The 21846-nt window shown below is 45.3% G+C and carries 16 protein-coding genes; 7 read left to right on the top strand and 9 right to left on the bottom strand.

Annotation, left to right across the window (positions count from 1 at the left end):
• Positions 1 to 9: 9 nt before the first annotated feature.
• The gene (locus LKD46_RS04840) at positions 10 to 2436 is read right to left on the bottom strand and encodes a putative bifunctional diguanylate cyclase/phosphodiesterase (RefSeq protein WP_227573893.1); all 2427 of its coding nucleotides are present in this window, start codon (positions 2434 to 2436) and stop codon (positions 10 to 12) included.
• Between the two features lie 167 nt (positions 2437 to 2603).
• Positions 2604 to 3257 (bottom strand): DUF3786 domain-containing protein, encoded by a 654-nt coding sequence (locus tag LKD46_RS04835; RefSeq protein ID WP_227573892.1) that lies wholly within the window; start codon positions 3255 to 3257, stop codon positions 2604 to 2606.
• 354 nt (positions 3258 to 3611) lie between these two features.
• Between LKD46_RS04835 and LKD46_RS04830 the strand changes: the two genes are divergently transcribed.
• Both LKD46_RS04830 and glgD read left to right on the top strand, forming a co-directional pair.
• Entirely contained in the window at positions 3612 to 4751 is a 1140-nt protein-coding gene (locus LKD46_RS04830; protein ID WP_021651100.1) for a glucose-1-phosphate adenylyltransferase, read from the top strand.
• Between the two features lies 1 nt (position 4752).
• The gene (gene glgD / locus LKD46_RS04825; RefSeq protein WP_110102070.1) at positions 4753 to 5874 is read left to right on the top strand and encodes a glucose-1-phosphate adenylyltransferase subunit GlgD; all 1122 of its coding nucleotides are present in this window, start codon (positions 4753 to 4755) and stop codon (positions 5872 to 5874) included.
• Positions 5875 to 5960: 86 nt separating this feature from the next.
• Here the strand turns inward: glgD and LKD46_RS04820 are convergent, their stop codons facing one another.
• Positions 5961 to 6671, bottom strand: coding sequence for a hypothetical protein (locus tag LKD46_RS04820; protein WP_092069251.1), 711 nt, complete (start codon positions 6669 to 6671; stop codon positions 5961 to 5963).
• A gap of 170 nt (positions 6672 to 6841) precedes the next feature.
• A complete protein-coding gene (locus LKD46_RS04815) occupies positions 6842 to 7840 on the bottom strand; it encodes an acyltransferase (protein ID WP_227573891.1) in 999 nt (332 codons plus the stop codon).
• A 232-nt stretch (positions 7841 to 8072) separates the two neighbouring features.
• Here LKD46_RS04815 and LKD46_RS04810 point away from each other — a divergent pair, with 232 nt between their 5' ends.
• The 4 genes from LKD46_RS04810 to rfbD all read left to right on the top strand — a co-directional run bounded on the left by LKD46_RS04810 (position 8073) and on the right by rfbD (position 12337).
• A complete protein-coding gene (locus LKD46_RS04810) occupies positions 8073 to 9254 on the top strand; it encodes a MerR family transcriptional regulator (protein WP_227573890.1) in 1182 nt (393 codons plus the stop codon).
• 129 nt (positions 9255 to 9383) lie between these two features.
• Positions 9384 to 10280, top strand: coding sequence for a glucose-1-phosphate thymidylyltransferase RfbA (gene rfbA / locus LKD46_RS04805; RefSeq protein WP_118514932.1), 897 nt, complete (start codon positions 9384 to 9386; stop codon positions 10278 to 10280).
• 93 nt (positions 10281 to 10373) lie between these two features.
• Positions 10374 to 11408 (top strand): dTDP-glucose 4,6-dehydratase, encoded by a 1035-nt coding sequence (gene rfbB / locus LKD46_RS04800; protein ID WP_021651092.1) that lies wholly within the window; start codon positions 10374 to 10376, stop codon positions 11406 to 11408.
• Entirely contained in the window at positions 11405 to 12337 is a 933-nt protein-coding gene (gene rfbD / locus LKD46_RS04795) for a dTDP-4-dehydrorhamnose reductase (protein ID WP_227573889.1), read from the top strand. Before rfbB ends, rfbD begins: the two co-directional genes overlap by 4 nt.
• A gap of 74 nt (positions 12338 to 12411) precedes the next feature.
• Here the strand turns inward: rfbD and LKD46_RS04790 are convergent, their stop codons facing one another.
• From LKD46_RS04790 to LKD46_RS04775, 4 genes are all read right to left on the bottom strand, one after another.
• On the bottom strand, positions 12412 to 14037 hold the full coding sequence (locus LKD46_RS04790) for an LCP family glycopolymer transferase (protein ID WP_227573888.1): 1626 nt from the start codon (positions 14035 to 14037) through the stop codon (positions 12412 to 12414).
• Between the two features lie 219 nt (positions 14038 to 14256).
• Positions 14257 to 16095 carry a glutamine--fructose-6-phosphate transaminase (isomerizing) gene (gene glmS / locus LKD46_RS04785; protein WP_227573887.1) on the bottom strand — a complete coding sequence of 613 codons (1839 nt, stop codon included), beginning with the start codon at positions 16093 to 16095 and terminating at the stop codon, positions 14257 to 14259.
• 81 nt (positions 16096 to 16176) lie between these two features.
• Entirely contained in the window at positions 16177 to 17565 is a 1389-nt protein-coding gene (glmM, locus tag LKD46_RS04780) for a phosphoglucosamine mutase (RefSeq protein ID WP_215638505.1), read from the bottom strand.
• Positions 17566 to 17693: 128 nt separating this feature from the next.
• Positions 17694 to 19394: an AAA family ATPase gene (locus LKD46_RS04775; RefSeq protein WP_015525705.1), complete on the bottom strand. Its 1701-nt coding sequence runs from the start codon at positions 19392 to 19394 to the stop codon at positions 17694 to 17696.
• Positions 19395 to 19857: 463 nt separating this feature from the next.
• On the opposite strand from LKD46_RS04775, the gene LKD46_RS04770 reads away from it, so the two are divergent.
• Positions 19858 to 20331: a hypothetical protein gene (locus LKD46_RS04770; RefSeq protein ID WP_227573886.1), complete on the top strand. Its 474-nt coding sequence runs from the start codon at positions 19858 to 19860 to the stop codon at positions 20329 to 20331.
• A gap of 57 nt (positions 20332 to 20388) precedes the next feature.
• On the opposite strand, the gene LKD46_RS04765 is transcribed toward LKD46_RS04770, so the two are convergent.
• Entirely contained in the window at positions 20389 to 21837 is a 1449-nt protein-coding gene (locus LKD46_RS04765) for a flippase (protein WP_110102080.1), read from the bottom strand.
• Between the last annotated feature and the right edge of the window lie 9 nt (positions 21838 to 21846).

Below are 21846 nucleotides of genomic sequence, written 5' to 3'. Positions count from 1 at the left end.
AATGATCTCTCATTTTTTACACGCCCCTTTTGCTCTTATAACCTCTGTTTCAAAGTTTTCCCACGGCAAAGGCCGCGCATAATAAAAGCCCTGGATCTCATCGCAGGTCAGGCTTCGCAGGATCTCCACCTGTTTTGCTTTCTCCACGCCCTCGGCAAGAACCTTCATTCCAAGGCTGTGTGCCAGCGAAATGGTATGACGGATCACCTGCTGCCCACGAAAATTCTCTATGTAATCGATCAGACTTTTATCCAGCTTCAGAGTATCGAATGGCAACTGGTTCAGGCTTGTCATAGATGAATAGCCGGAGCCAAAATCATCCATATGCAGCTCGAATCCTGCATCCACCATCTTCTCTATGAGCTTACTGATCCGATCATTATACAACGCAGCAGTTTCTGTCAATTCAATGGGAACAGAAGAAAACGGAATGCCATTTTCTTCCACGATCTTCACATAACGACAGATCATATTATCGTAATGGATACTGGCACGTGACAGATTCACCGAAATCGGAAGTATCTTTTTCCCTGATCTTATACGTTCCCCCTGGATGCTGCATACCTTTCGGAAAACATATTCATCAAGGCGTACGATCAGACCATCCTTCTCAAAAAGAGGGATAAATTCTCCCGGCGAAACCATAGTTCCTTCCGCTCTCTTCCAGCGCACCAGTGCCTCCGCCCCAACGATTTCTTCTGTCTCCACACTGTATTTCGGCTGCAGGTAGACTACGAATTCTTCATTGCGTATAGCCTCCACGAAAGCATTCTCCATCTGTCCGTTACGGATATGCCTCTTTCTCATCTCATCATCATAAAAAGCGATCTGGTGCTCATAGTCATCCCGGATACTCTTCATGGCCAGAAAAGCCCTGTCACAGATCAGGGTAAAAGGCAGTGTCTTATCCACATTCTCATAGACCCCATAGTTGACCACCAGATTAGGAATCGGTGCTCCACTCTCGACCCTGTGGATAAATTTCTCCATATCTGTCATACGGATCTCTTTCTTTCCATATATGATGGCTACAAACTGGTCTCCTCCATATCTGCCCACCGTCCCGTAGCGAACCTGATTTCTATACGTATCTCCCAGATAGGTAAGAACCTGATCACCGGTCTTCTCTCCATAGGTTCCGTTGATCCATTTAAAGTTCTTTATATCTGCCACCACCACATGAAAATCCTGATTCGTATTAAAGCGCATCAGCGTCTTTGCATGATGGAAAAAGGCCTGTCTGATATAAAGCCCTGTAAGATCATCATATTCCAGAGCTGAGAGTACCATCACGGACTCTCTCAGCTTGATCACATTGTTGATCTTACTTTTTAATATACGGACATTATACGGTTTCCGTACAAAATCCACTGCTCCCAGTTCCAGACATCGCACCTCATCCTCCAACCGGTTACTTCCGGTTATGATGATCACAGGCACAGAGGTCAGCATCACATCATCACGGATCAGCTCCAGAAACTGAAATTCATCACATACCGGCACACTCATATCAAGAAGAATTGCAGAAAGGGTTTTGTAATTCTCAGACAGACGCTTCATCCCCTCTGCTTCATTCATCGCAGTGATAACCTCAAAACTGCCTTCCAGATGTTCTGTAAGCGCTTTCCGATCCGTCTCGTCATTTACTACAATAAGAAGTTTTCTTCCGGATGCTGTTCCTCCTGGTTCCAGTATGGCTTCCATCTCACTGTACCGTACATCCATATCCTCATTGGCAAAAGCAAACACCACGGCCTGAAAATCCTCAGCCGTTCCTACCCTGGCACATTTCACATAGAAATATTCAATCCTCCCGTTGCTTCGGCGTACACGATAATGTACCATCAGCTGGGGGATCCTGGTAAGGCGTTCGCATATCTTCTCAAAATCCATCATCTGATGCATCCGGATCCTGTCCTCTGCCGCAACACTGCTCTCAATATAAATATCCATGATCTTCTCATAGGATTCATCCCTGCGAAGTCCCTCTTCCACATAAGCTCCGCTCTGCCCCTGGAAGCGGCACACCTGGACCTTATGAGTCTCTCTGTCAACAGAGTAGATATTGATAAAATTTTTTCCGAGAACGTTAATGATTCCCATAAGAAGCGGATTATCCATCATTCCGCTGCTGATCTCATCATTCGTCTCTGTATCCGAAAAAACAAGGGCATGTCCTGTCCCGCCGGATTCCAGCGGAATCTCCACAGCATCAACCGAACGCAGGATATTCCGTCCCGGTTCCAGATAGTTCTTCGGACCTTTGATCCCGTTAATGATCGGACAGACCTCACAGGGAGTTTCTCTGTTCCTCAGACAGCGATAGCATTTCTCGCCACTTTTCAGCTGCGGATAGATCTCACGTGCTGCCTGGTTATAGCTGATAATCTTATAATCCTCATCTACGACATACATTCCCGATGCATTTTTGCCCACATTTATTACCTCCGGATTCTGTAATTTCTGACGGGGATCCTTCGTGACAATCATTGTCTTAAAACCCACAAATATGCTTTCATTGTATACGATTTTTCTGATAATCGCAATTATCTTTCATATTATTTATTTTTATTTTTCATATTGTTTTTATTATATTTCGGTTATCAGCGCATCTGAAAAGATTTCCCCCTGAGAGGGACCCCGGCAAGCTCCGCAAGCCTTTTGATCCCGGAATCTGCTATGGATACCGCACTCTCCACATGATTGAAATCTGTGGCACTGTAATCAAACAGGATATTTCCCTGTGCTTCAAACTCCTCGTCCCGTTCCCAGAAAAAGAATCTCATAGGCATACAGTCAAAGGCCCTGATCTCATATCCCACATCACCCTGGGGCAGTTCCCTGCCGTCAAGCTTCTGAAACGCTTTCCTCAATTCCTTTTCATGGCCGGAAAATGTAGCACTGAACACATCCGTCTCTCCGATCTGATACGCCGGCGCAAATGGTCTTGCATTCCTGAGATCTGCAAAAGGGACCCACTTATCCATAATAAAAGCCCCCTCTTTCGCATACCCCAGAAGCGTATAAATATTCAGCATCTCCGTAGTATCCGGTTCTCTCTGTCCATCCAGGCTTCGGATACTGCCGTCTTCCAGACTCACCCCATATCTTCTTCCGAAATGAATGATCGTGAGAAACCCGTTTTCTTCCTTCAGTTCCGGTACCCGTTTATGCAGATCTGCCTGATCCATCTTCAAAAAGCGTTGTGCCCACTCTTCACATAGTTTTACATAGTTGGAAATTCTTTCTTCTTTCATCCTGTCTTCTCCCTGTCTGATATCGATATCCTTTCTCCGCTGTATTCCGGACTTTTTTACAGAATACACTGCTTTCACATTTTCCGCAAGAATCTTCGCCGATGTATCCGAAATCCGGCTATTTTCAGTGTTACTGTTTTTTCAGCATCCCGGAACCTTCTTAAGCGTTTCTTTTTTCGACAGATTATCCATCAATTTTCCCAAATCCGTCTAATTTCCCAATATAAAAATAACGTTTTTTTGCACAAAAAACTGGATTTTCTTTTTTAAAAGGTGTATAATATTAACAAAGTTTATTGTTTTTATGGTTAAAGACACCTGGCAGTAAACAAGAAATGAAAGTGAGGATTCGCCATGAAACAAAACAGTATGTTAGCAATGATCCTGGCCGGTGGAAGAGGAAGTCGTCTTCACGAGTTGACGAATAAAGTTGCCAAGCCAGCCGTTGGTTATGGCGGTAAATACCGTATCGTGGATTTTCCGCTCAGTAACTGTGCCAACAGCGGCATTGATGTCGTAGGTGTACTGACACAGTATGAATCAGTTTTACTGAACAGCTATGTAGCAGCCGGTGGCCGCTGGGGCCTTGATGCCAAGGACAGCGGAGTTTATGTACTTCCTCCACGTGAGAAGGCTGATGCCGGTCTGGATGTATACCGTGGAACAGCTGATGCGATCTCTCAGAATATTGATTTCATCGACTCACAGAACCCGGAATACCTTCTGATCCTTTCCGGTGACCACATCTATAAGATGAATTATGCAAAGATGCTTGATGACCATATCCAGCATAAGGCAGATGCGACTATTGCAGTTATCGAGGTTCCCATGAAGGAAGCCAGCCGTTTCGGTATCATGAACACCGGTGAAGATGACCGCATCGTGGAATTTGAAGAGAAACCGGAACACCCGAAGAGCAATCTTGCCTCCATGGGTATCTACATATTCAACTGGAAGCTTCTGCGCAAGCTCCTGCTGGCAGATATCAAAAATCCGGATTCCAATCACGATTTCGGTAAAGACATCATCCCTACACTCCTTGCACAGGACAAGGCACTCTACGCCTACAAGTTCAAAGGCTACTGGAAGGATGTAGGAACCATCGATTCCCTCTGGGAAGCAAACATGGATCTTCTCAGTCCTAACAGTGAACTGGATCTTAACGATCCTACCTGGAAAATCTACACTGAGGATGCTACCTCTCTTCCACAGTATATCTGTGATACAGCTGTGATCAACACTGCTTTCATTACTCAGGGCTGTGTTGTAGAAGGTGAGATCACCAACTCCGTACTTTTCACAGGCGTCAAGGTCGGTCCTGGTGCCAAGATCATCGACAGTGTCCTGATGCCGGGTGTTGTTGTTGAAGCAGGTGCCGTTGTCCAGCGTGCTCTCGTTGCAGACGGAGTCGTGATCGGTGCCAATGCTCGTGTCGGTTCCAAGGACAGTGAGCACATCGAACTTGTATCAAAACGTGTAAAGGGGGCTGAGTAATATGTTTAAAGCATTTGGAATCGTGAATTCCTCAGAAAGAAATATCCATGTGGAGGGGCTTCAGGACTACCGTGCGATCGGCGCCTTTTCATTTCTCGGAAGATATCGTGTCATCGACTTCCCAATCTCAAATATGACCAACAGCGGAATTGAGTACATTCAGGTCTATGTAAAGAACAAACCCCGTTCTCTTGTAGAACATCTCGGAACCGGACGTCACTACAACATCAACTCCAAGAGCGGTAATCTCCAACTCCTCTTTTCAGAGCATTCCGGAGTCAACGATATCTATAACACCGATATCGACAACTACTACTCCAATCTGGAGTGCATCGAAGCAGTTCATTATCCGTATGTTGTTATCGCTCCGAATTACATGATCTACACCACCGACTATTCCAAGCTGATCGATGCCCATATCGAATCCGGTGCAGATGTGACCATGCTTTATCATTCCGTTGATAATGCCAAGGAGAACTATCTGAACTGCCACATCCTGAACCTGAACCGTCAGAAGGGTGTTCTCTCCATTGAGCACAACCACGGCAATGCAAAGAACCGCAACATTTTCATGGATACCTACGTAATGAGCAAGGAGCTTTTCATCAGCCTCATCCATAAGGCAAAAGAGATCTCCTCTCTTTATACCCTTGCAGACGTGATCAATGCCGGCTGCAGAGACGGTGAGCTGGATGTACGTGGTGTATCCCATCGCGGATATTTTGCATCGATCACTGATTTCAAGAGCTATCACGATGCAAATATGGATCTGATCGACTACAAAACTGCAACGGATCTTTTCCATGATAACTGGCCAATCTATACACGCACCAATAACTCCTGCCCGACTCATTATTTTGACACAGCTAATGTTTCCAACTCCGTTATCTCCAACGGCTCCATGATCGAGGGAACTGTAGAGAATTCCATTGTCGGACGTGGCTGTACCATCAAAAAGGGCGCTGTTATCAAGAACTGTGTCGTTCTTGCAGACTGCACCATCGGTGAGAATGTCCATATCGAAAATCTGGTGGTAGACAAGCATGCCAAGATCACGCATGCCAAGGAGATCATCCGTCCTGCGGATGAGCCTGGCTACATCAAACGTAACGATACACTGTAATATTCATATATAATAAGGCCTCCGGTTCCTGTGTTACGAACCGGAGGCCTTATTTATCTCTGTACTCAGCTAAGCATATGGATCCATCATTTCAGAACAGACTGGATCCATTTCAACGCATTCTCTTTATTCTTCACATTACCCGGAAGGCAGATGCACACCGGATCATATCTCAGGCCAAATTCCTGAGCAACACTACTACTGCCGTCAAGCTCCAGATGCTGATCATCCACAGCGCCCAGAGACTCAAACACCTCATCTCCAAACGTTTCCCTGAGATTTGCATACATTCCGCTATCTTTCTCATGTTCATAGAGTTCCTTCGGCATGATCAGGACATCAACGGTAGCACTCTGGATTTCCGTCACATATGCGATCCTGGCATAGTAATCAAAATCCTCTCCTGTCTCGTCCGTCATCAGATTCTGCGCCACACTGACTTCTGCATATTTATCCTCTGTTCCCAGTGTCTTCAAAACATCCTCTTCCACCTTCTCAGAGTCATAATTCCCTGCATTCACCACCGCAATGGAAAGCACCGTCTTCATCTGTGCGTGACGATAAATATTCACTCCCAGACAGACTCCGCCAATGGCAAGAAGCACGCACAGCATATGTATCTTATAATACATCCAGATATACTGAATCTTCTTACCTGTTCCCATTCCCTTCAGTTTCTCTCTTTCGATCCGGCGGCGTTCCTTCTTCGTCAGATCAGTTTCGTTGGGCATCTCCGGATTCAGTACACTCTCATCGTGTCCGTCACTGCCGGCCTCCGCTCTGTTTTGTAAATCCATAAAAATCTCCTTTTTCTTTCATGTCTCAGTATTTCTTACCCTGAAGCGGGATATTCCAGTCGCTTTCCCCTCATCCTCCGGGTGGGTGCTGTGACTTATCAATAAAGGATATTTTAGCATATTTTGGTACAAAATCACAGCGCATAAATATGAAAATACCATAAACTCTTCTATTTCCGGCAGATCTTCATTCCATATCCATACATTACCGCCACAGCAGTCACAAGAACACAGACCATCACCGGTCTCATCCACAGATATAAAAGATTTTTCTCAATTCCAGCTACCACAGCCACATCCTTCAGGATATCAGCCACGCAGAGATGGAACAGATAAATAAAAAACGCATATTTCTGACCGATGGCTGCCGGAAGCTCGGGCACTTTCCGATTCTTTCCCATGATCGCAATGAGAAAAAGACCAACAGCCATAGATACTGACCCCAGAAACAATTCCAGTTTGCCAAAATACCGGTATTCCAGCAGACTTGCGATCCCGCCGCCAGCTGCCATGCCATACAAAAGAAGCACTTTTTTTCCGGCAAACCAGGCTTCCAGCTTTTCCTGATGTCTGTGTATCAGATGTCCCAACATAAAAAACGGAAATCCGGTAAACAGATAGTTTCGAAACTGCATAACACGGAAATGCTTTTCCGGGAACAGGAAGGTCGAAAATTCCTCCATTCCGAAATGGATCAGAAGAAGCACCGGTATCAGAACATATACCTGCTTACAAATCCGGAATCTTGCTGCCAGGGCAAAAAGAAGATAACAATAGAGCAGTGCCGGGAGAAACCACAGATGCCATTTCACCTGAGAGCTGTTATTATATAGAAGAAACTGGCGGATATGTTCCCCCGAAACCAGGGCTTCCAGCCATTCCTTCTGGCTTGCTCCGTCGATGTGGTTCTGGATCAGCTCCCACAGACAGCAGACCGGAAATGCCACAAGCATCAGCTTCAGAACATGCCGGATCTTTTTTCCGGTTCTTATAAATTCCGTATCATCGCCACGGAAACAAAAATATCCGGATACCATAAAAAACACAGGTACTGCAAATCTGGCAAGTACATTGGCTATAATTCCGGCATTTCCCGGAAAATGGACGTGAAGAAGCACAACTGCATAAGCACAGATTGCCTTTACCACATCCAGAGTACGGTTTCGCATAAAAATTACTCCTTTTTATATCGAACGCTTATCCCGGAAATATAATTCCGGGGTTTCCTTTTTTCGAAACGATATACTAACAAACCAGCAGAATTTTGTCAATGTTGTTTTTCTCCTGTACGGTTTACTCTTATGCGGTTTACTCTTGTACGGCTTCCGGATCTGAATTATAATTCTCTTATGACTTCATGACAGGATGTTTGTTATTTCCTCAGAAAGGATTCTATTTTTTATGAAAAAAGACGGCTACTATTCTTCCGGCGAATTTGCACGCATGGCACATGTAACTCTGCGTACTGTCCGCTATTATGATAAACAGGATATCCTGAAACCCTCTCTCGTCACCGAATCCGGCGCACGTTTTTATACAGACGAGGATTTTGCAAGGCTTCAGCAGATCCTCCTTCTGAAATATCTGGGCTTTTCTCTAGATGACATCCGTGAAATGACTATCGGTGATTCCGATTATCATTTCATGCTGAATTCTCTGAATATCCAGCTTCGTCTGGTCCGTGACCGGATCGAACAAATGCAGCTGGTGGAAAAAGCGATCCAGGATACCGCACAGGTGATAAATGAACAGCACACCATTGACTGGAGCCAGATGCTGAACCTGATCCACCTGACCGGCATGGAAAAAAGCCTCAAGAATCAGTATCAGAATGCCACCAACATTTCCTCCAGGATCAATCTCCACAGTCTGTACTCCCAAAACAAACAGGGATGGTTTCCCTGGATCTTTGAGCAATGCCGGATCTCACCCGGTCTTCGTATTCTGGAGCTGGGCTGCGGGGACGGAACGTTATGGACTGACAATCTTTCCCTTCTTCCGGAGGATATCTCCATCACACTTTCCGATATTTCCAGTGGTATGCTCCGCGATGCCAGACGAGCCATCGGTTCCTCGGATACCCGGTTTGCGTTCCGGGCCTTTGACTGCAGAAAAATCCCCTGCAAGGACGAAAGCTTTGATCTGGTGATCGCCAATCACGTGCTTTTTTACTGCGATGATATTCCCTCCGTCCTGAAAGAAGTTCGCCGTGTCCTCGCTCCCGGCGGAAGATTTCTCTGCAGTGCTTACGGAAAGGCACATATGCAGGAGGTCAGCCAGCTGGTGCAGAATTTTGATGAACGGATCGTGCTTTCCGCAGACCGGCTTTATGAGCGGTTCGGACGTGAAAACGGCCAGAGTATCCTTGCGCCTTTTTTCCCAAAGGCTCAGTGGCTTTCTTATGAAGACTGCCTTCTGGTCCAGGATGCGGAGCCGCTGATCTCCTACGTCCTCTCCTGCCACGGCAACCAGAATCAGTATATCCTGGACCGTTACAAGGAATTCCGGGCCTACACCGCCAGAAAAACTGCCAAAGGATTCCGCATTACCAAGGATGCCGGCGTATTTCTTTGTGAAAAATAGCCAAAAATAAAAAATATGAAAAAAGTTCTTGAAGGTGACCTTGCGTCACCTTTTATAATACAGTTACAGTAACAAAGTTATGTGCAGGCACGACTTATGCTGCACATCATCACGCAAAGGAGAAAACATATGAAAGGAATTATTTTAGCCGGAGGCTCCGGAACACGTCTTTACCCGCTTACCATGGTGACCTCCAAACAGCTTCTGCCGATCTTTGACAAACCGATGATCTACTATCCTATGTCTGTTCTTATGAACGCAGGCATCCGTGATATCCTGATCATCTCCACACCACAGGATACCCCGAGATTCGAGGAGCTTCTCGGTGACGGCCATCAGTTCGGTGTCAACCTTACTTACGCTGTACAGCCAAGCCCGGACGGACTTGCCCAGGCATTTATCATCGGCGAGGAATTCATTGGCAACGACACCGTATGTATGGTCCTTGGCGACAACATTTTCGCAGGACATGGCCTCAAAAAGCGCCTGAAAGCTGCTGTAGACAACGCAGAAACAGGCAAAGGTGCCACTGTTTTCGGATACTATGTAGATGATCCGGAGCGTTTCGGCATCGTGGAATTCGACCAGAACGGAAAAGCTGTTTCCATTGAAGAGAAACCGGAAAAGCCAAAGAGCAACTACTGTGTAACCGGTCTCTACTTCTACGACAACAAGGTCGTAGAGTACGCAAAAAATCTGAAGCCAAGCGCAAGAGGCGAGCTTGAGATCACAGACCTGAACCGTATCTACCTTGAGAAAGGACAGCTGAACGTTGAGCTTCTGGGCCAGGGCTTCACATGGCTGGATACCGGTACACACGAAAGCCTTGTAGAGGCAACCAACTTCGTAAAAACCATGGAGCAGCATCAGCACCGCAAGATCGCATGCCTTGAGGAGATTGCTTACTTAAACGGCTGGATCACAAAGGATGACGTGCTCAAGGTTTATGAGATCCTTAAGAAAAACCAGTATGGCCAGTATCTCAAGGATGTCCTGGACGGAAAATATCTGGACGCACTTCACTAAGCCGCTCTGTTTTTCCGACACTGAATTTACCTGCGGACTCCGTTTTGACGGAATCCGCATAAGATCAATCATTTATTATAAAGGAGATTTTTTATGACAATCATCGTTACCGGCGGCGCCGGATTTATCGGAAGCAACTTTATTTTTCATATGATGGAGGCTCATCCGGATTACCGTATCGTATGCCTGGACTGCCTGACCTATGCCGGAAACCTTTCCACTCTTGCACCGGTCATGGACAAACCAAACTTCCGCTTTGTAAAGGAAAGCATCACAGACCGTGACGCTGTTTACAAGCTTTTCGAAGAGGAGCATCCGGACATCGTGGTAAACTTCGCAGCTGAGAGCCACGTAGACCGTTCCATCGAGAACCCGGAAGTATTCCTTGATACCAACATCAAGGGTACTGCTGTTCTTATGGATGCCTGCCGTAAATACGGAATCCAGCGTTATCATCAGGTTTCCACCGACGAGGTTTACGGAGATCTTCCACTTGACAGACCGGACCTCTTCTTCACAGAGGAAACCCCGATCCACACAAGCAGCCCGTACAGCTCCTCCAAAGCAGGTGCTGACCTTCTTGTTCTCGCATACCACAGAACCTACGGCCTGCCTGTGACCATCAGCCGCTGCTCCAACAACTACGGCCCGTATCACTTCCCGGAAAAGCTGATCCCGCTGATGATCGCCAACGCTCTGAACGACAAACCACTCCCGGTTTACGGAAAAGGCGAAAATGTCCGCGACTGGCTCTATGTTGAAGATCACTGCCGTGCCATCGACCTGATCATCCACAAAGGACGTGTAGGCGAGGTTTACAATGTAGGCGGACATAACGAGATGAAAAACATCGATATCGTAAAACTGATCTGCAAGGAGCTTGGCAAACCGGAAAGCCTGATCACACACGTAGCAGACCGTAAAGGCCATGACATGCGCTACGCTATCGACCCGACCAAGATCCACAACGAGCTTGGATGGCTTCCTGAAACAAAATTCGCAGACGGAATCAAAAAGACCATCAAATGGTACCTTGACAACAAGGAATGGTGGGAAACCATCATCTCCGGTGAGTATCAGAACTACTACGAAGAAATGTATGGAAACCGCGAGGAGGTTAAAGCATGAAATTTTTCGTAACAGGTGTTGGCGGCCAGCTTGGCCATGACGTAATGAATGAACTGTCCGGCCGTGGACATGAAGGCGTAGGAAGTGACATTGCTCCTTCCTACAGCGGCATCGCTGATGGTACTCCTGTTACCACCATGCCTTATGTGCAGCTTGATATCACAGATAAAGAAGCCGTAGCAAAAACCATCCGTGAGGTAAATCCTGATGCAGTAGTACACTGTGCCGCATGGACAGCCGTAGATGCTGCAGAGGACGAGGAAAACCGTGAGAAGGTACGTCTTGTCAATGTTGCAGGAACACAGAACATTGCGGACATCTGTAAAGAGCTTGGCATCAAGATGATGTATATTTCCACAGACTACGTTTTTGACGGCCAGGGAACCACACCATGGGATCCGGACTGCAAGGACTACGCTCCACAGAACGTATACGGTCAGACCAAGCTTGACGGTGAGCTGGCAGTATCCGGCACTGTAGATAAATTCTTTATCGTACGTATTGCATGGGTATTCGGCAAAAACGGCAAGAACTTTATCCGTACCATGGTAAATCTGGGAAAAACCCATGACAAGCTTACCGTAGTCAGTGACCAGATCGGAACTCCGACCTACACCTACGACCTTGCCCGTCTTCTGGTAGACATGGTCGAGACAGAGAAATACGGCTACTATCACGCAACCAACGAAGGCGGCTTCATCAGCTGGTATGATTTCACTAAAGAGATCTTCCGCCAGGCTGCTGCTCTCGGTCACAAAGAATACGAAAAAGTAGAGGTATCTCCTGTCACAACTGCAGAGTACGGCGTTTCCAAGGCTGTACGTCCATTCAACAGCCGCCTGGATAAATCCAAGCTTGTAAAAAACGGCTTCCAGCCACTTCCAACATGGCAGGATGCCCTGGAAAGATATCTGAAAGAGATCCTGTAAAAAAAAATCCATCGGCGATTGCCGGTGGATTTTTTTTCGTTCTGTTTCTTATGCTAAAATTTAATAATTTTATCTTACTGCTGTGCAGCAGTTCCGTCTGCTGCCTGGGCATCTGCTGTGCCATCCTGTGTGGCGTTTGCAGTCTCACCCTGCGCTTCTGCTGTGCTTCCCTCTGCAGCTGCCTGTGTATCATTATCTGTAGCTGCTGCCGCTGATGTTGCACTGTCTGCTTCCTCCTGGGAAACAGTCTCTCCGTCACGGACCTTCTTCATCATGGTCTCTGCTTTCTGAACAGTAGACTCATCCGGAATCATAACGTAAGCCTTCTGGCTCATAGAATACGGCTTCTGTGTGTCACCGGTACCATTTACACTGTAGCTTACGATGTTCCAGTCACCGCCGTTGTTCAGCTGCTGCTGGAGCAGTCTGGCGATCTCCTCATAGGAGATATTGGTCTCAAAGCATCCCTGGATGCTGGAAAGAACAGAAGAATAATTCTTCAGAAGCTCCGGTGAAAGAGCCTTGTTGATCACACCCTTGATCACTGCCATCTGGTTCTTGCCACGCTGACGGTCGCCCTCTTTAAAGGCATAACGCTCACGGCTGAATACCAGAGCCTGCTCACCGTTCAGGTAGTTCTCTCCCTGATTGAAGTGATATCCTATCTCATTCTTGGAATCAAAGTCATAGTCAGAATAAACGGTAACTCCGCCAAGCGCATCGATCAGCTGCTCAAATCCCGCAAAGTTGATACGGAAATAATAGTTGATATCCTCATTGTAAAGCATTCCCAGAGTATCCATACATACATTGATACCATAGATACCTGCATGTGTCAGCTTATCTCTCTGTCCGCCTGAAATAGAAAGCGGTACAAAATAATCACGAGGTGTAGAAACCAGAAGCACCTGTCTGGTAGCTGTATTTACCGTAGCAATGATATTGGAATCGCTTCGGCTCTTTGCAACAAGGCCGCTGCGGCTGTCGATACCACTGATAAAAATGGTATATACAGAGCCGTCATTGGTATTCTCTTCAGCCTTCGCCTCTGTCTCCTGCGGCTCAATGGTCGTCTCCACCTTCTTCACAGTCAGCTCTCTGATCCTGGAAGAAATATCGGAATATCCATCCATCTCTTCAATAACGCTTAAATATGCGCTGTTCAGCACGATCGCACCTGTCTGTCCGTTCAGAAGACCATCAACCAGCTCTGTAAGTCCTGCAAACTCCTGGACCTGCACAGTCTTGCCTGTCTCAGAATCCACCTCCTGGATAGCCTTGTCAGAATTGGCTCTGTCAAGATCTGTCAGCACACCATACACATAATCTGCTGTAGCCCCTATGGAATCTGCAGAATCATCTGCACGGACATAAATGCCGACCTCCGTAACCTCTGTGTTCACACCGGAAATCCCTGCCAGTGTGGAATGTGTCTTATAAACATACATACTTCCGAGAATGAATACTGCTGCAAAGACTGCTGCCAGGATCACTCCCACTACAAATCTTATCTTACCATCCGTACTCCATACAAGCGCTCCGACGATCACGATCAGGACCAGCATTACCAGTCCGATCACTGCAATGAACTTCGTCGGGATCACCTTCATATTCAGAAGCATGACCGCAAATACGATCGCTGTGATCAGAACCACAAGCGTCACGATCAGCCCTGGGATATGTTTTCCCATTTTTCTCATATGCAATCCTCCATTTTTGCTGGTACAGAAAATATTCCATATGGACTCTCTCTGTACAGATTCAAATATCCTAATCATTTTACGCTTTTTTACTGATAAAAGCAAGAAATATCGTAAATCGCCAAATGCAAAAACAGTTCCGTGATATCATGATTCTTTTATGCTCTCACGATGTCACGGAACTGCCGCTAAAATGTTCCTTCTGTAAAATGGATCTCCTTATTCCACGGTAACACTCTTGGCAAGATTTCTCGGCTTATCCACATCCAGACCTTTATTTACACTGACATAGTAACCCAGAAGCTGCAGCGGGATCACTGCCAGAGAAGTTGCAAAATGCGGATCTGTTTTCGGGATATAAACCGTAAAGTCAGCAGTATCCTCGATATTATAGTTTCCAAATGTAGTAAGCCCCATCAGATATGCCCCACGGCTTCTGCACTCCACCATATTGCTGACTGTTTTCTCATAAAGCTCCGGCTGTGTCAGGACACCGATCACAAGGGTGCCGTCCTCGATCAGGGAAATGGTGCCATGCTTCAGCTCACCAGCTGCATACGCCTCAGAATGGATGTAGCTGATCTCCTTCATCTTAAGGCTTCCCTCAAGGCTGATGGCATAATCGATCCCTCTTCCGATAAAAAAGATATCCTTTGCATTGGCCTGCTTGGAGGCAAACCACTGAAGCCTTTCCTTATCCTCGATGATCCTGCTGATCTTGTCCGGAAGTGTCTTCAATTCCTTAATGTAGGACTCACACTGCTCCTCTGAGATCTTTCCGCGGACCAGTGCCATCTGCAATGCCAGCACATAGGAAGCGATCAGCTGTGTACTGTACGCCTTGGTGGTAGCAACCGAGATTTCCGGTCCTGCAAGTGTGTAGAATACATGATCCGCCTCTCTTGCAATGGAAGAACCCACCACATTGACAATAGCCAGCGTGCGGATCCCCTTCTCCTTACATTCCCGAAGCGCAGCCAGACTGTCCGCAGTCTCACCGGACTGACTGATGATCACTGCCAGGCCGGCAGGATCCAGAAGCGGCTTCCGGTAACGGAACTCCGAAGCAAGCTCCACACGCACCGGAAGACCTGCAAGATCCTCGATCACATACTGTGCAGCCATTCCCACATGGTAAGCAGAGCCGCAGGCCACGATATAAACCTGGCTGATGCTGCGGATCCTCTCATCATCCAGACCGATCTCTGTCAGATCCAGCTTGTCCTCCCGGATAACGGAATTCAGTGTATCTGCGACTGCCTTCGGCTGCTCATGGATCTCCTTCATCATGAAATGCTCAAAACCGGCTTTCTCCGCTGCCTCTGCATCCCACTCAATGATCTTAGGCTCCTTCTCGATCTCCTCACCATCCAGATTGTAAAAAGTGATCTCACCCGGTTTTACACATGCCAGCTCCAGATTTCCGATATAATAAACATTTCTTGTATACTTCAGGATCGCAGGAACATCCGATGCGATATAGGATTCTCCATTCTCCACACCCAGGATCATAGGGCTGTCTTTTCTCGCTACAAAGATCTCTTCCGGATAATCACGGAACATCATTACCAGCGCATAGGAACCACGGATACGCACCATGGCATGACGCACTGCCTCAACCGGAGATCCGCCGTATTTCTGGTAGTAATAATCCACCAGCTTCACAGCAACCTCCGTATCTGTGGAAGAATAAAAAGAATATCCCCTGCGGAGAAGCTTCTCCTTCAGCTCCTGGTAATTCTCGATAATACCGTTATGCACAGCTGCCACATTTCCGTTATCACTGACATGAGGATGGGCATTGACCTCTGATGGTTCTCCGTGAGTTGCCCAGCGGGTATGACCGATCCCGCACATACCCGGAACAGATTCACCTGCGTTTGTTTTCTCCAGAAGGACCTTCAGACGGCCCTTCGCCTTAATGATCTCAATATCCTTTTCCCCGTCACGCACTGCGATGCCGGCGGAATCATATCCTCTGTATTCTAGTTTGGAAAGCCCGTCCAGAAGGATGGGTGCTGCCTGATGCCTGCCTGTAAAACCTACAATTCCACACATGATTTTTTTCTCCTCTTATTGCATTTTTATATTCTTCTGACTGCTCCGTTCTTCAGACACCTGCGGTCTGCATCCAGGACATCACTCTGCCACATGCCCCTTCTTACGGACGATCTCAACCACCTGGTCCACATATTTTCTGCAAAGCTCCTCACTCTCTGCCTCTACCATAACACGGAGCAGAGGTTCTGTACCGGATTCTCTCACCAGGATCCTTCCGGTGTCTCCAAGCGCCTCAGCCACACTCTCTACTGCTGCCTGCACATCCACATCTGCCTGCGCTGCTGCCTTGTCATGGACACGCACGTTCTCAAGAACCTGGGGATAGATCGCCAGATCAGCAGTAAGCTCACTGAGCTTTTTCTTCCTTGCCATTATAACTTCCATCATCTTCAGACTTGTAAGGATGCCATCCCCGGTAGATGCATACTTGGAAAAAATAATATGCCCGGACTGCTCACCACCAATACGGCAGCCATTCTGCATCATATATTCATAAACATATTTATCCCCTACTGCTGTCTTCGCATACTCGATATCAAGAGCATCAAAAGCCTTGTAAAGGCCAAAATTGGACATTACCGTAGTTACAACCGTATTGGTGAGAAGCTTTCCGCGCTCCTTCATGTAACGACCGTACACATAAAGGATCGCATCCCCGCTGACCACATTTCCCTTCTCATCCACACAGAGACAGCGGTCCGCATCTCCATCGTAGGCAAAGCCAACATCCAGCCCCTTCTCCACTACAAGCTTCTGGAGACCCTCGATATGGGTGGAACCGGCATTGTTATTGATATTGGTACCATCCGGCTCAGCATTGATCACATAAGTCTTCGCTCCCAGCGCATCAAAAACCGCCTTTGCGATATTCCATGCACTTCCGTTGGCACAGTCCAGACCAATCTGCATTCCCTTAAAGGAATATACTCCCAGGGAGATCAGATATCCTATGTAACGGTTGCGGCCTGCCGAATAATCCACCGTCCTGCCGATCTCACCGCCCTTTGTAAAAGGAATCTCATGCCATTTCTCTCCGAACAGCTGAAGACGGTCATCCAGATAATCCTCCACCAGAGCGATGATCTCCTCCTCCATCTTCTCACCCTGGCCATTAATCAGCTTGATCCCGTTATCATAATAGGGATTATGGCTGGCAGAGATCATAATACCACAGTCAAAGCCATCGGTACGGGCAACATAAGCCACAGACGGCGTTGTTGTCACGTGGAGAAGATAAGCATCCGCTCCGGACGCCACCAGTCCGCCAACCAGCGAATACTCAAACATATAGCTGGAACGTCGGGTATCCTTGCCGATCACGATTCTGGCTGCAGCCGTCTCTCCCGCTCTTCTGCGCAGTTCATTATAATACCATCCCAGAAAACGTCCGATCTTAAATGCATGATCCGCCGTCAACGAAACACCCGCTTCTCCACGGAAGCCATCTGTACCAAAATATTTTCCCATTTCTAGCTCTCCTTTGTGTGTTAATATTTATAACTTATCTTATATATTGATGTGTCATACAGATCGATCAGAATTGTTCTTATCTTTCTGTATGAACATCAATAATATTATCTATATTTCCAGCAGATTTACAGCCTCTGAACAGCCACTTTACATCGCTTCTTACAAAAAGCAACTCCATACGCCAAAATATTATTTCTTCCTTCATTACGTAACCGTTCATCGTACCGCTTTTCTCTGATCTGTGCCAGCGCTCTTTCACATGCATTTTGCAATCCTGAAAAAGTCTGAGAATATTTCAACTCGATAACGATCCCGGCATCCGGATCTTCCGGTTCTGCCAGAATATCTGCAAAACCATCTCCAGATTCCGCATTAGACTGAACAAGCCAGTTTGGATCACTACGCAAAAGCCCCAACAAAAGTCCATGATAAAAAATTTCTTTTTCTTCATTTCGTCCTTTTGTATCAAAAATACTAATCGTATTTCCCAGAATCTTTGTAAGGCGTTCCTCAATCTCACCTGCATTCCCTTCATTTATTGCTTTCAGCAGATTTTTCGTCGGCTCCGCCTCTTTCAGCACTGCGCGGTCAAACCATTCCTTTATCTGAAGCACATAAACTTCTCTTATCTCCCTGTTCGGAATGGTCAGACGATACACTCCCCGTTCGGTCTTCCCTGCCTGTGTAAGATATCCTGTAGTAAATAATACACTCCAGAGATTATCCAGACTGTTATCGATTTCATCATAGGTCAACTCCATACGGACCGTTTTCTCAATAGACTCACCTGCGATCAGACGCTCTATCTCATCTCTTGTAGTCTTATCTGCCCTGTCAATAAATCTCCTTACCAGTTCATTCCCACTGGTATTGATCCAGTAAGACAGCGGCTCCGCATCCGGATTCCCACGCAGACAATCTACATGATTGATCACATCCCATGGGCAGTACACATCCGTATTTCCAAAATGATATCCATCATACCATTCCTTTGTTTCGGAAAGATGATCCTCCATGCCATATGCTGTAAGCAATCTGAAGACCTCATCATCTGTGAAACCAAAATGCTCATCAAATCGATGATCCGTGATCGAAAGCACTTTGAAGTTATTAAGTCCTGTAAAAATACTCTCTTTAGACACGCGAAGACACCCTGTTAATACTGCAAAATACAGAGAATCGTTAGTCTTAAGTGCCTGTCCGAACACACCGCGTATCATGAGCACCATTTCTTTATAATATCCATGCTGAAAAGCCTTATCCAGAGGAACATCATATTCATCTATAAGAATGATCGTCTTCTGCCCATAATGCTTATGCAACAGCTGAGACAATATCTGCAACGCAGAAGAAAGAATATTTTCATCCATAGAATATCGGCCATTCTCCACAGAGATCAATGTACGATATATATCTTTATCCGTTTCTGTCAGTCTGTCACTCTCCAATAAAAACAGAAAACGACTGGCCTCTCTGCCTACCAGTTCTGTCAGCTGATAGCGTGCATTCTCAAAGGTAAGTCCATCAACATTCTTCAGTGATAAAAACACTACCGGAAATTTCCCCATATACTGTTCACACAGTTCTTGTTTCCGGGAAATATAAAGACCTTCAAACAGCGCTTCATCTGCCCCGATCTCGAAGAAACAACGAAGCATACTCATATTCAATGTTTTCCCAAAACGCCGAGGTCTTGTAAAAAGATTTACTTTCCCCCACTGATCGACCAGTTGTTCGATAAGCCTGGTCTTATCTACATAATAAAAATCCGCCTGACGAATTTCCTGAAAATTCTCAATTCCCACCGGTAGCTTCGGTCTCTTCATATTCCGCGTTCCACTCCCTTTCAATGCGAAAAATCACATACAAATATGCCAATTGCCACGTGATTCGTGCTTTCAGAGTAGCACAATACGCTCTTTTTGTCTATTGATTTATTTCGACTCCGTTCGACAAACATATCCGCTTTACCTGCGCAGCTCTGAAGCTTTTTCACAAAATCCTCTTTCCAAAAGGGAAAGCAACAAACTATGTTACCCTGAAAATGGATCAGATGATAAAATAACTCTGATCACATAGCAAGATCGAAGGTGGTGAAACCTATGGGTACAAAGGATACCATCACCAAAGATTACATGGCTGACAACCCACAGAGAAGCAAAACAATGTTCCTCCACATCCGGAAAATATCTCACCGGCTTCTACAAAGATGACCGGCTGATTCCGGTCATCACCGTAGTCGTATACTTCGGCTCCGATACCTAGAACGCTCCCAGAAGCCTCCACGAAATGCTCTCTGTCCGGGACCCCGAGATTCTTTCTCTGGTCCCGGATTACCGGATCAATCTCTTCTCACCTACCGAGATAAAGGATGAAGAACTTGACAAACTCGAGAGCAATCTCAAAGAAGTCATGCTCTTCATTAAATACTCCAAAGATAAACGGAAACTTCAGGAGCTCACATCACAGAGCCCCGGTTTCCGGTCACTCGAGCTCAAAGCAGCCCGGGTCATTGACTCCATAACCGGTATCAATTTACGTTTCACAGAAACAGAAGGGAGTGTTAATATGTGTCAGGCTGTTCAGGAAATGTGCGATGATGCACGCTCCGAAGGTCTATCCCAAGGTCGCATCCAGGGTCTTCAGGAACATGCTTTATTTACTGCACAACGCATGCTGCAGGATTCCAGGTTCTCACCTGAGGATATCAGCAGGTTTTCAGGGCTGCCACTTGAAGATGTTCTGAAATTGCGGGAGAAATGATGATTTGAGAAAATGCTCAGGAAGTACCTTGCTTCCTGAGCATTTTCATACTCTATTCTAATGTAATTCACTTTTATTTTTTTTCTTAAAAAATGCCCATATAACTTTATTTCTCATCAATATAAGACACATTCCATATACAATACACGATAATAATATAGATAATACTAATGTTGCAATACTTGAAAGAGAAAAATGTTTTACAAATTTACAGCTCATCCATATACCAATGCATCCGGCACAAACCGTACAAATATTATATGCTACGCCTGCATTAAGTCGAACAATTTTCCGTCCAACATAAACACAAACAAGCATCATTATAGCTTCTGCAACTATAGTTGAAAAAGCCACTGCATTTTCTCTCCAAAATGGAATACAAACAAAATTTATTGCAATATTTGCTAATGCACTAACCAAGGTTGCTATAAGCACGATTTTTTCCTTACGCGCCGGAATTAATACACACTGATTATATATCCATCCAAAAATACAAAATATAAGCGCTATACTTAATAATTTCAATGAACCTGTAGCTTTTATATATTCTTTTCCAGAAATCAATAATACGACTTCTTTGCTTAATAATATCAATCCGGTAACCGATGGAAACACCAACATAACCAGGACATTAAAAATCTGAGTTAAAATATTTTTATATTCTTCTATCCTTTTTTGTCCCATTAACAATGATAACCGCGGAATTGTAACAATCAAAATAGCCGCCAACATCTGTTTTACGATCCTATATATTTTTGAGGAAACAGAATATATGCCTACTTCGAAATCTGTTCCCATAAATCCTAACATGGTCGTATCGGAATTAATATAAATAGTTGTTGCAACTGTAGATGCAAAAATAATCATAATAGGTTTCAGATGTCTCTTTAATGCCAAACCTATATCAAATTTTAACGAACAATACTTTTTAGCATGAATAAAATTCAATATATTAGATCCTGCATTTGCAAATACTGTTATTCCTGCATATACAATATAGTCATCAGGTTTTTTAACAAGCAAAAACAGCAAGATAATTGAAATTACTTTAAATATAATACTTCGAATCGTTATGTACGCGTATTCCTCATATATAGAGTAAATCCATTCTGTTCCGATCGTTGTAAAAAGAATTTCAATACTAAACACAGCAATTATCACCGCATAATCTTTAAATTTAGGAACAGCTGCAACTGTAAACACTAATAAAATATAAGCTATTATTGTTGATATAATATTAATTGTAAATATTTCATTAGCAAATATACTGAACTTTTTTTTATCATCCCGAAATTTTGTTCCTTCTCTAACTGCATATGTCGATATCCCCAATGCGGCAATCAGTAAAAAATATTGAATAACTGATAATGCAAAATTATATTTCCCTACATTTTCAACAGAAAGAACTCTGGAAATATATGGAAACGTAATTAATGGAAATAATGTATTCAAAACTGTTCTTATACCATTTAATAATGCATTTAGACCAAGTGACTTTTTTTTCATATTTCTAAC

This window comes from Blautia fusiformis (genome assembly GCF_020686995.1).
Lineage (GTDB): Bacteria > Bacillota > Clostridia > Lachnospirales > Lachnospiraceae > Blautia_A > Blautia_A fusiformis.
The sequence above is the reverse complement of the archived record's forward strand: the minus strand, read 5'-3'. Positions and strand labels throughout refer to the sequence as shown.

What these genes read in the sequence shown, in the direction of transcription:
- LKD46_RS04835 (WP_227573892.1), bottom strand. Translation starts at nt 3,257, where the DNA reads ATGAAAGAAGAAAGAATTTCCAACTATGTAAAACTATGTGAAGAGTGG.
- LKD46_RS04830 (WP_021651100.1), top strand. Translation starts at nt 3,612, where the DNA reads ATGAAACAAAACAGTATGTTAGCAATGATCCTGGCCGGTGGAAGAGGA.
- glgD (WP_110102070.1), top strand. Translation starts at nt 4,753, where the DNA reads ATGTTTAAAGCATTTGGAATCGTGAATTCCTCAGAAAGAAATATCCAT.
- LKD46_RS04820 (WP_092069251.1), bottom strand. Translation starts at nt 6,671, where the DNA reads ATGGATTTACAAAACAGAGCGGAGGCCGGCAGTGACGGACACGATGAG.
- LKD46_RS04815 (WP_227573891.1), bottom strand. Translation starts at nt 7,840, where the DNA reads ATGCGAAACCGTACTCTGGATGTGGTAAAGGCAATCTGTGCTTATGCA.
- LKD46_RS04810 (WP_227573890.1), top strand. Translation starts at nt 8,073, where the DNA reads ATGAAAAAAGACGGCTACTATTCTTCCGGCGAATTTGCACGCATGGCA.
- rfbA (WP_118514932.1), top strand. Translation starts at nt 9,384, where the DNA reads ATGAAAGGAATTATTTTAGCCGGAGGCTCCGGAACACGTCTTTACCCG.
- rfbB (WP_021651092.1), top strand. Translation starts at nt 10,374, where the DNA reads ATGACAATCATCGTTACCGGCGGCGCCGGATTTATCGGAAGCAACTTT.
- rfbD (WP_227573889.1), top strand. Translation starts at nt 11,405, where the DNA reads ATGAAATTTTTCGTAACAGGTGTTGGCGGCCAGCTTGGCCATGACGTA.
- LKD46_RS04790 (WP_227573888.1), bottom strand. Translation starts at nt 14,037, where the DNA reads ATGAGAAAAATGGGAAAACATATCCCAGGGCTGATCGTGACGCTTGTG.
- glmS (WP_227573887.1), bottom strand. Translation starts at nt 16,095, where the DNA reads ATGTGTGGAATTGTAGGTTTTACAGGCAGGCATCAGGCAGCACCCATC.
- glmM (WP_215638505.1), bottom strand. Translation starts at nt 17,565, where the DNA reads ATGGGAAAATATTTTGGTACAGATGGCTTCCGTGGAGAAGCGGGTGTT.
- LKD46_RS04775 (WP_015525705.1), bottom strand. Translation starts at nt 19,394, where the DNA reads ATGAAGAGACCGAAGCTACCGGTGGGAATTGAGAATTTTCAGGAAATT.
- LKD46_RS04770 (WP_227573886.1), top strand. Translation starts at nt 19,858, where the DNA reads ATGCTCTCTGTCCGGGACCCCGAGATTCTTTCTCTGGTCCCGGATTAC.
- LKD46_RS04765 (WP_110102080.1), bottom strand. Translation starts at nt 21,837, where the DNA reads ATGAAAAAAAAGTCACTTGGTCTAAATGCATTATTAAATGGTATAAGA.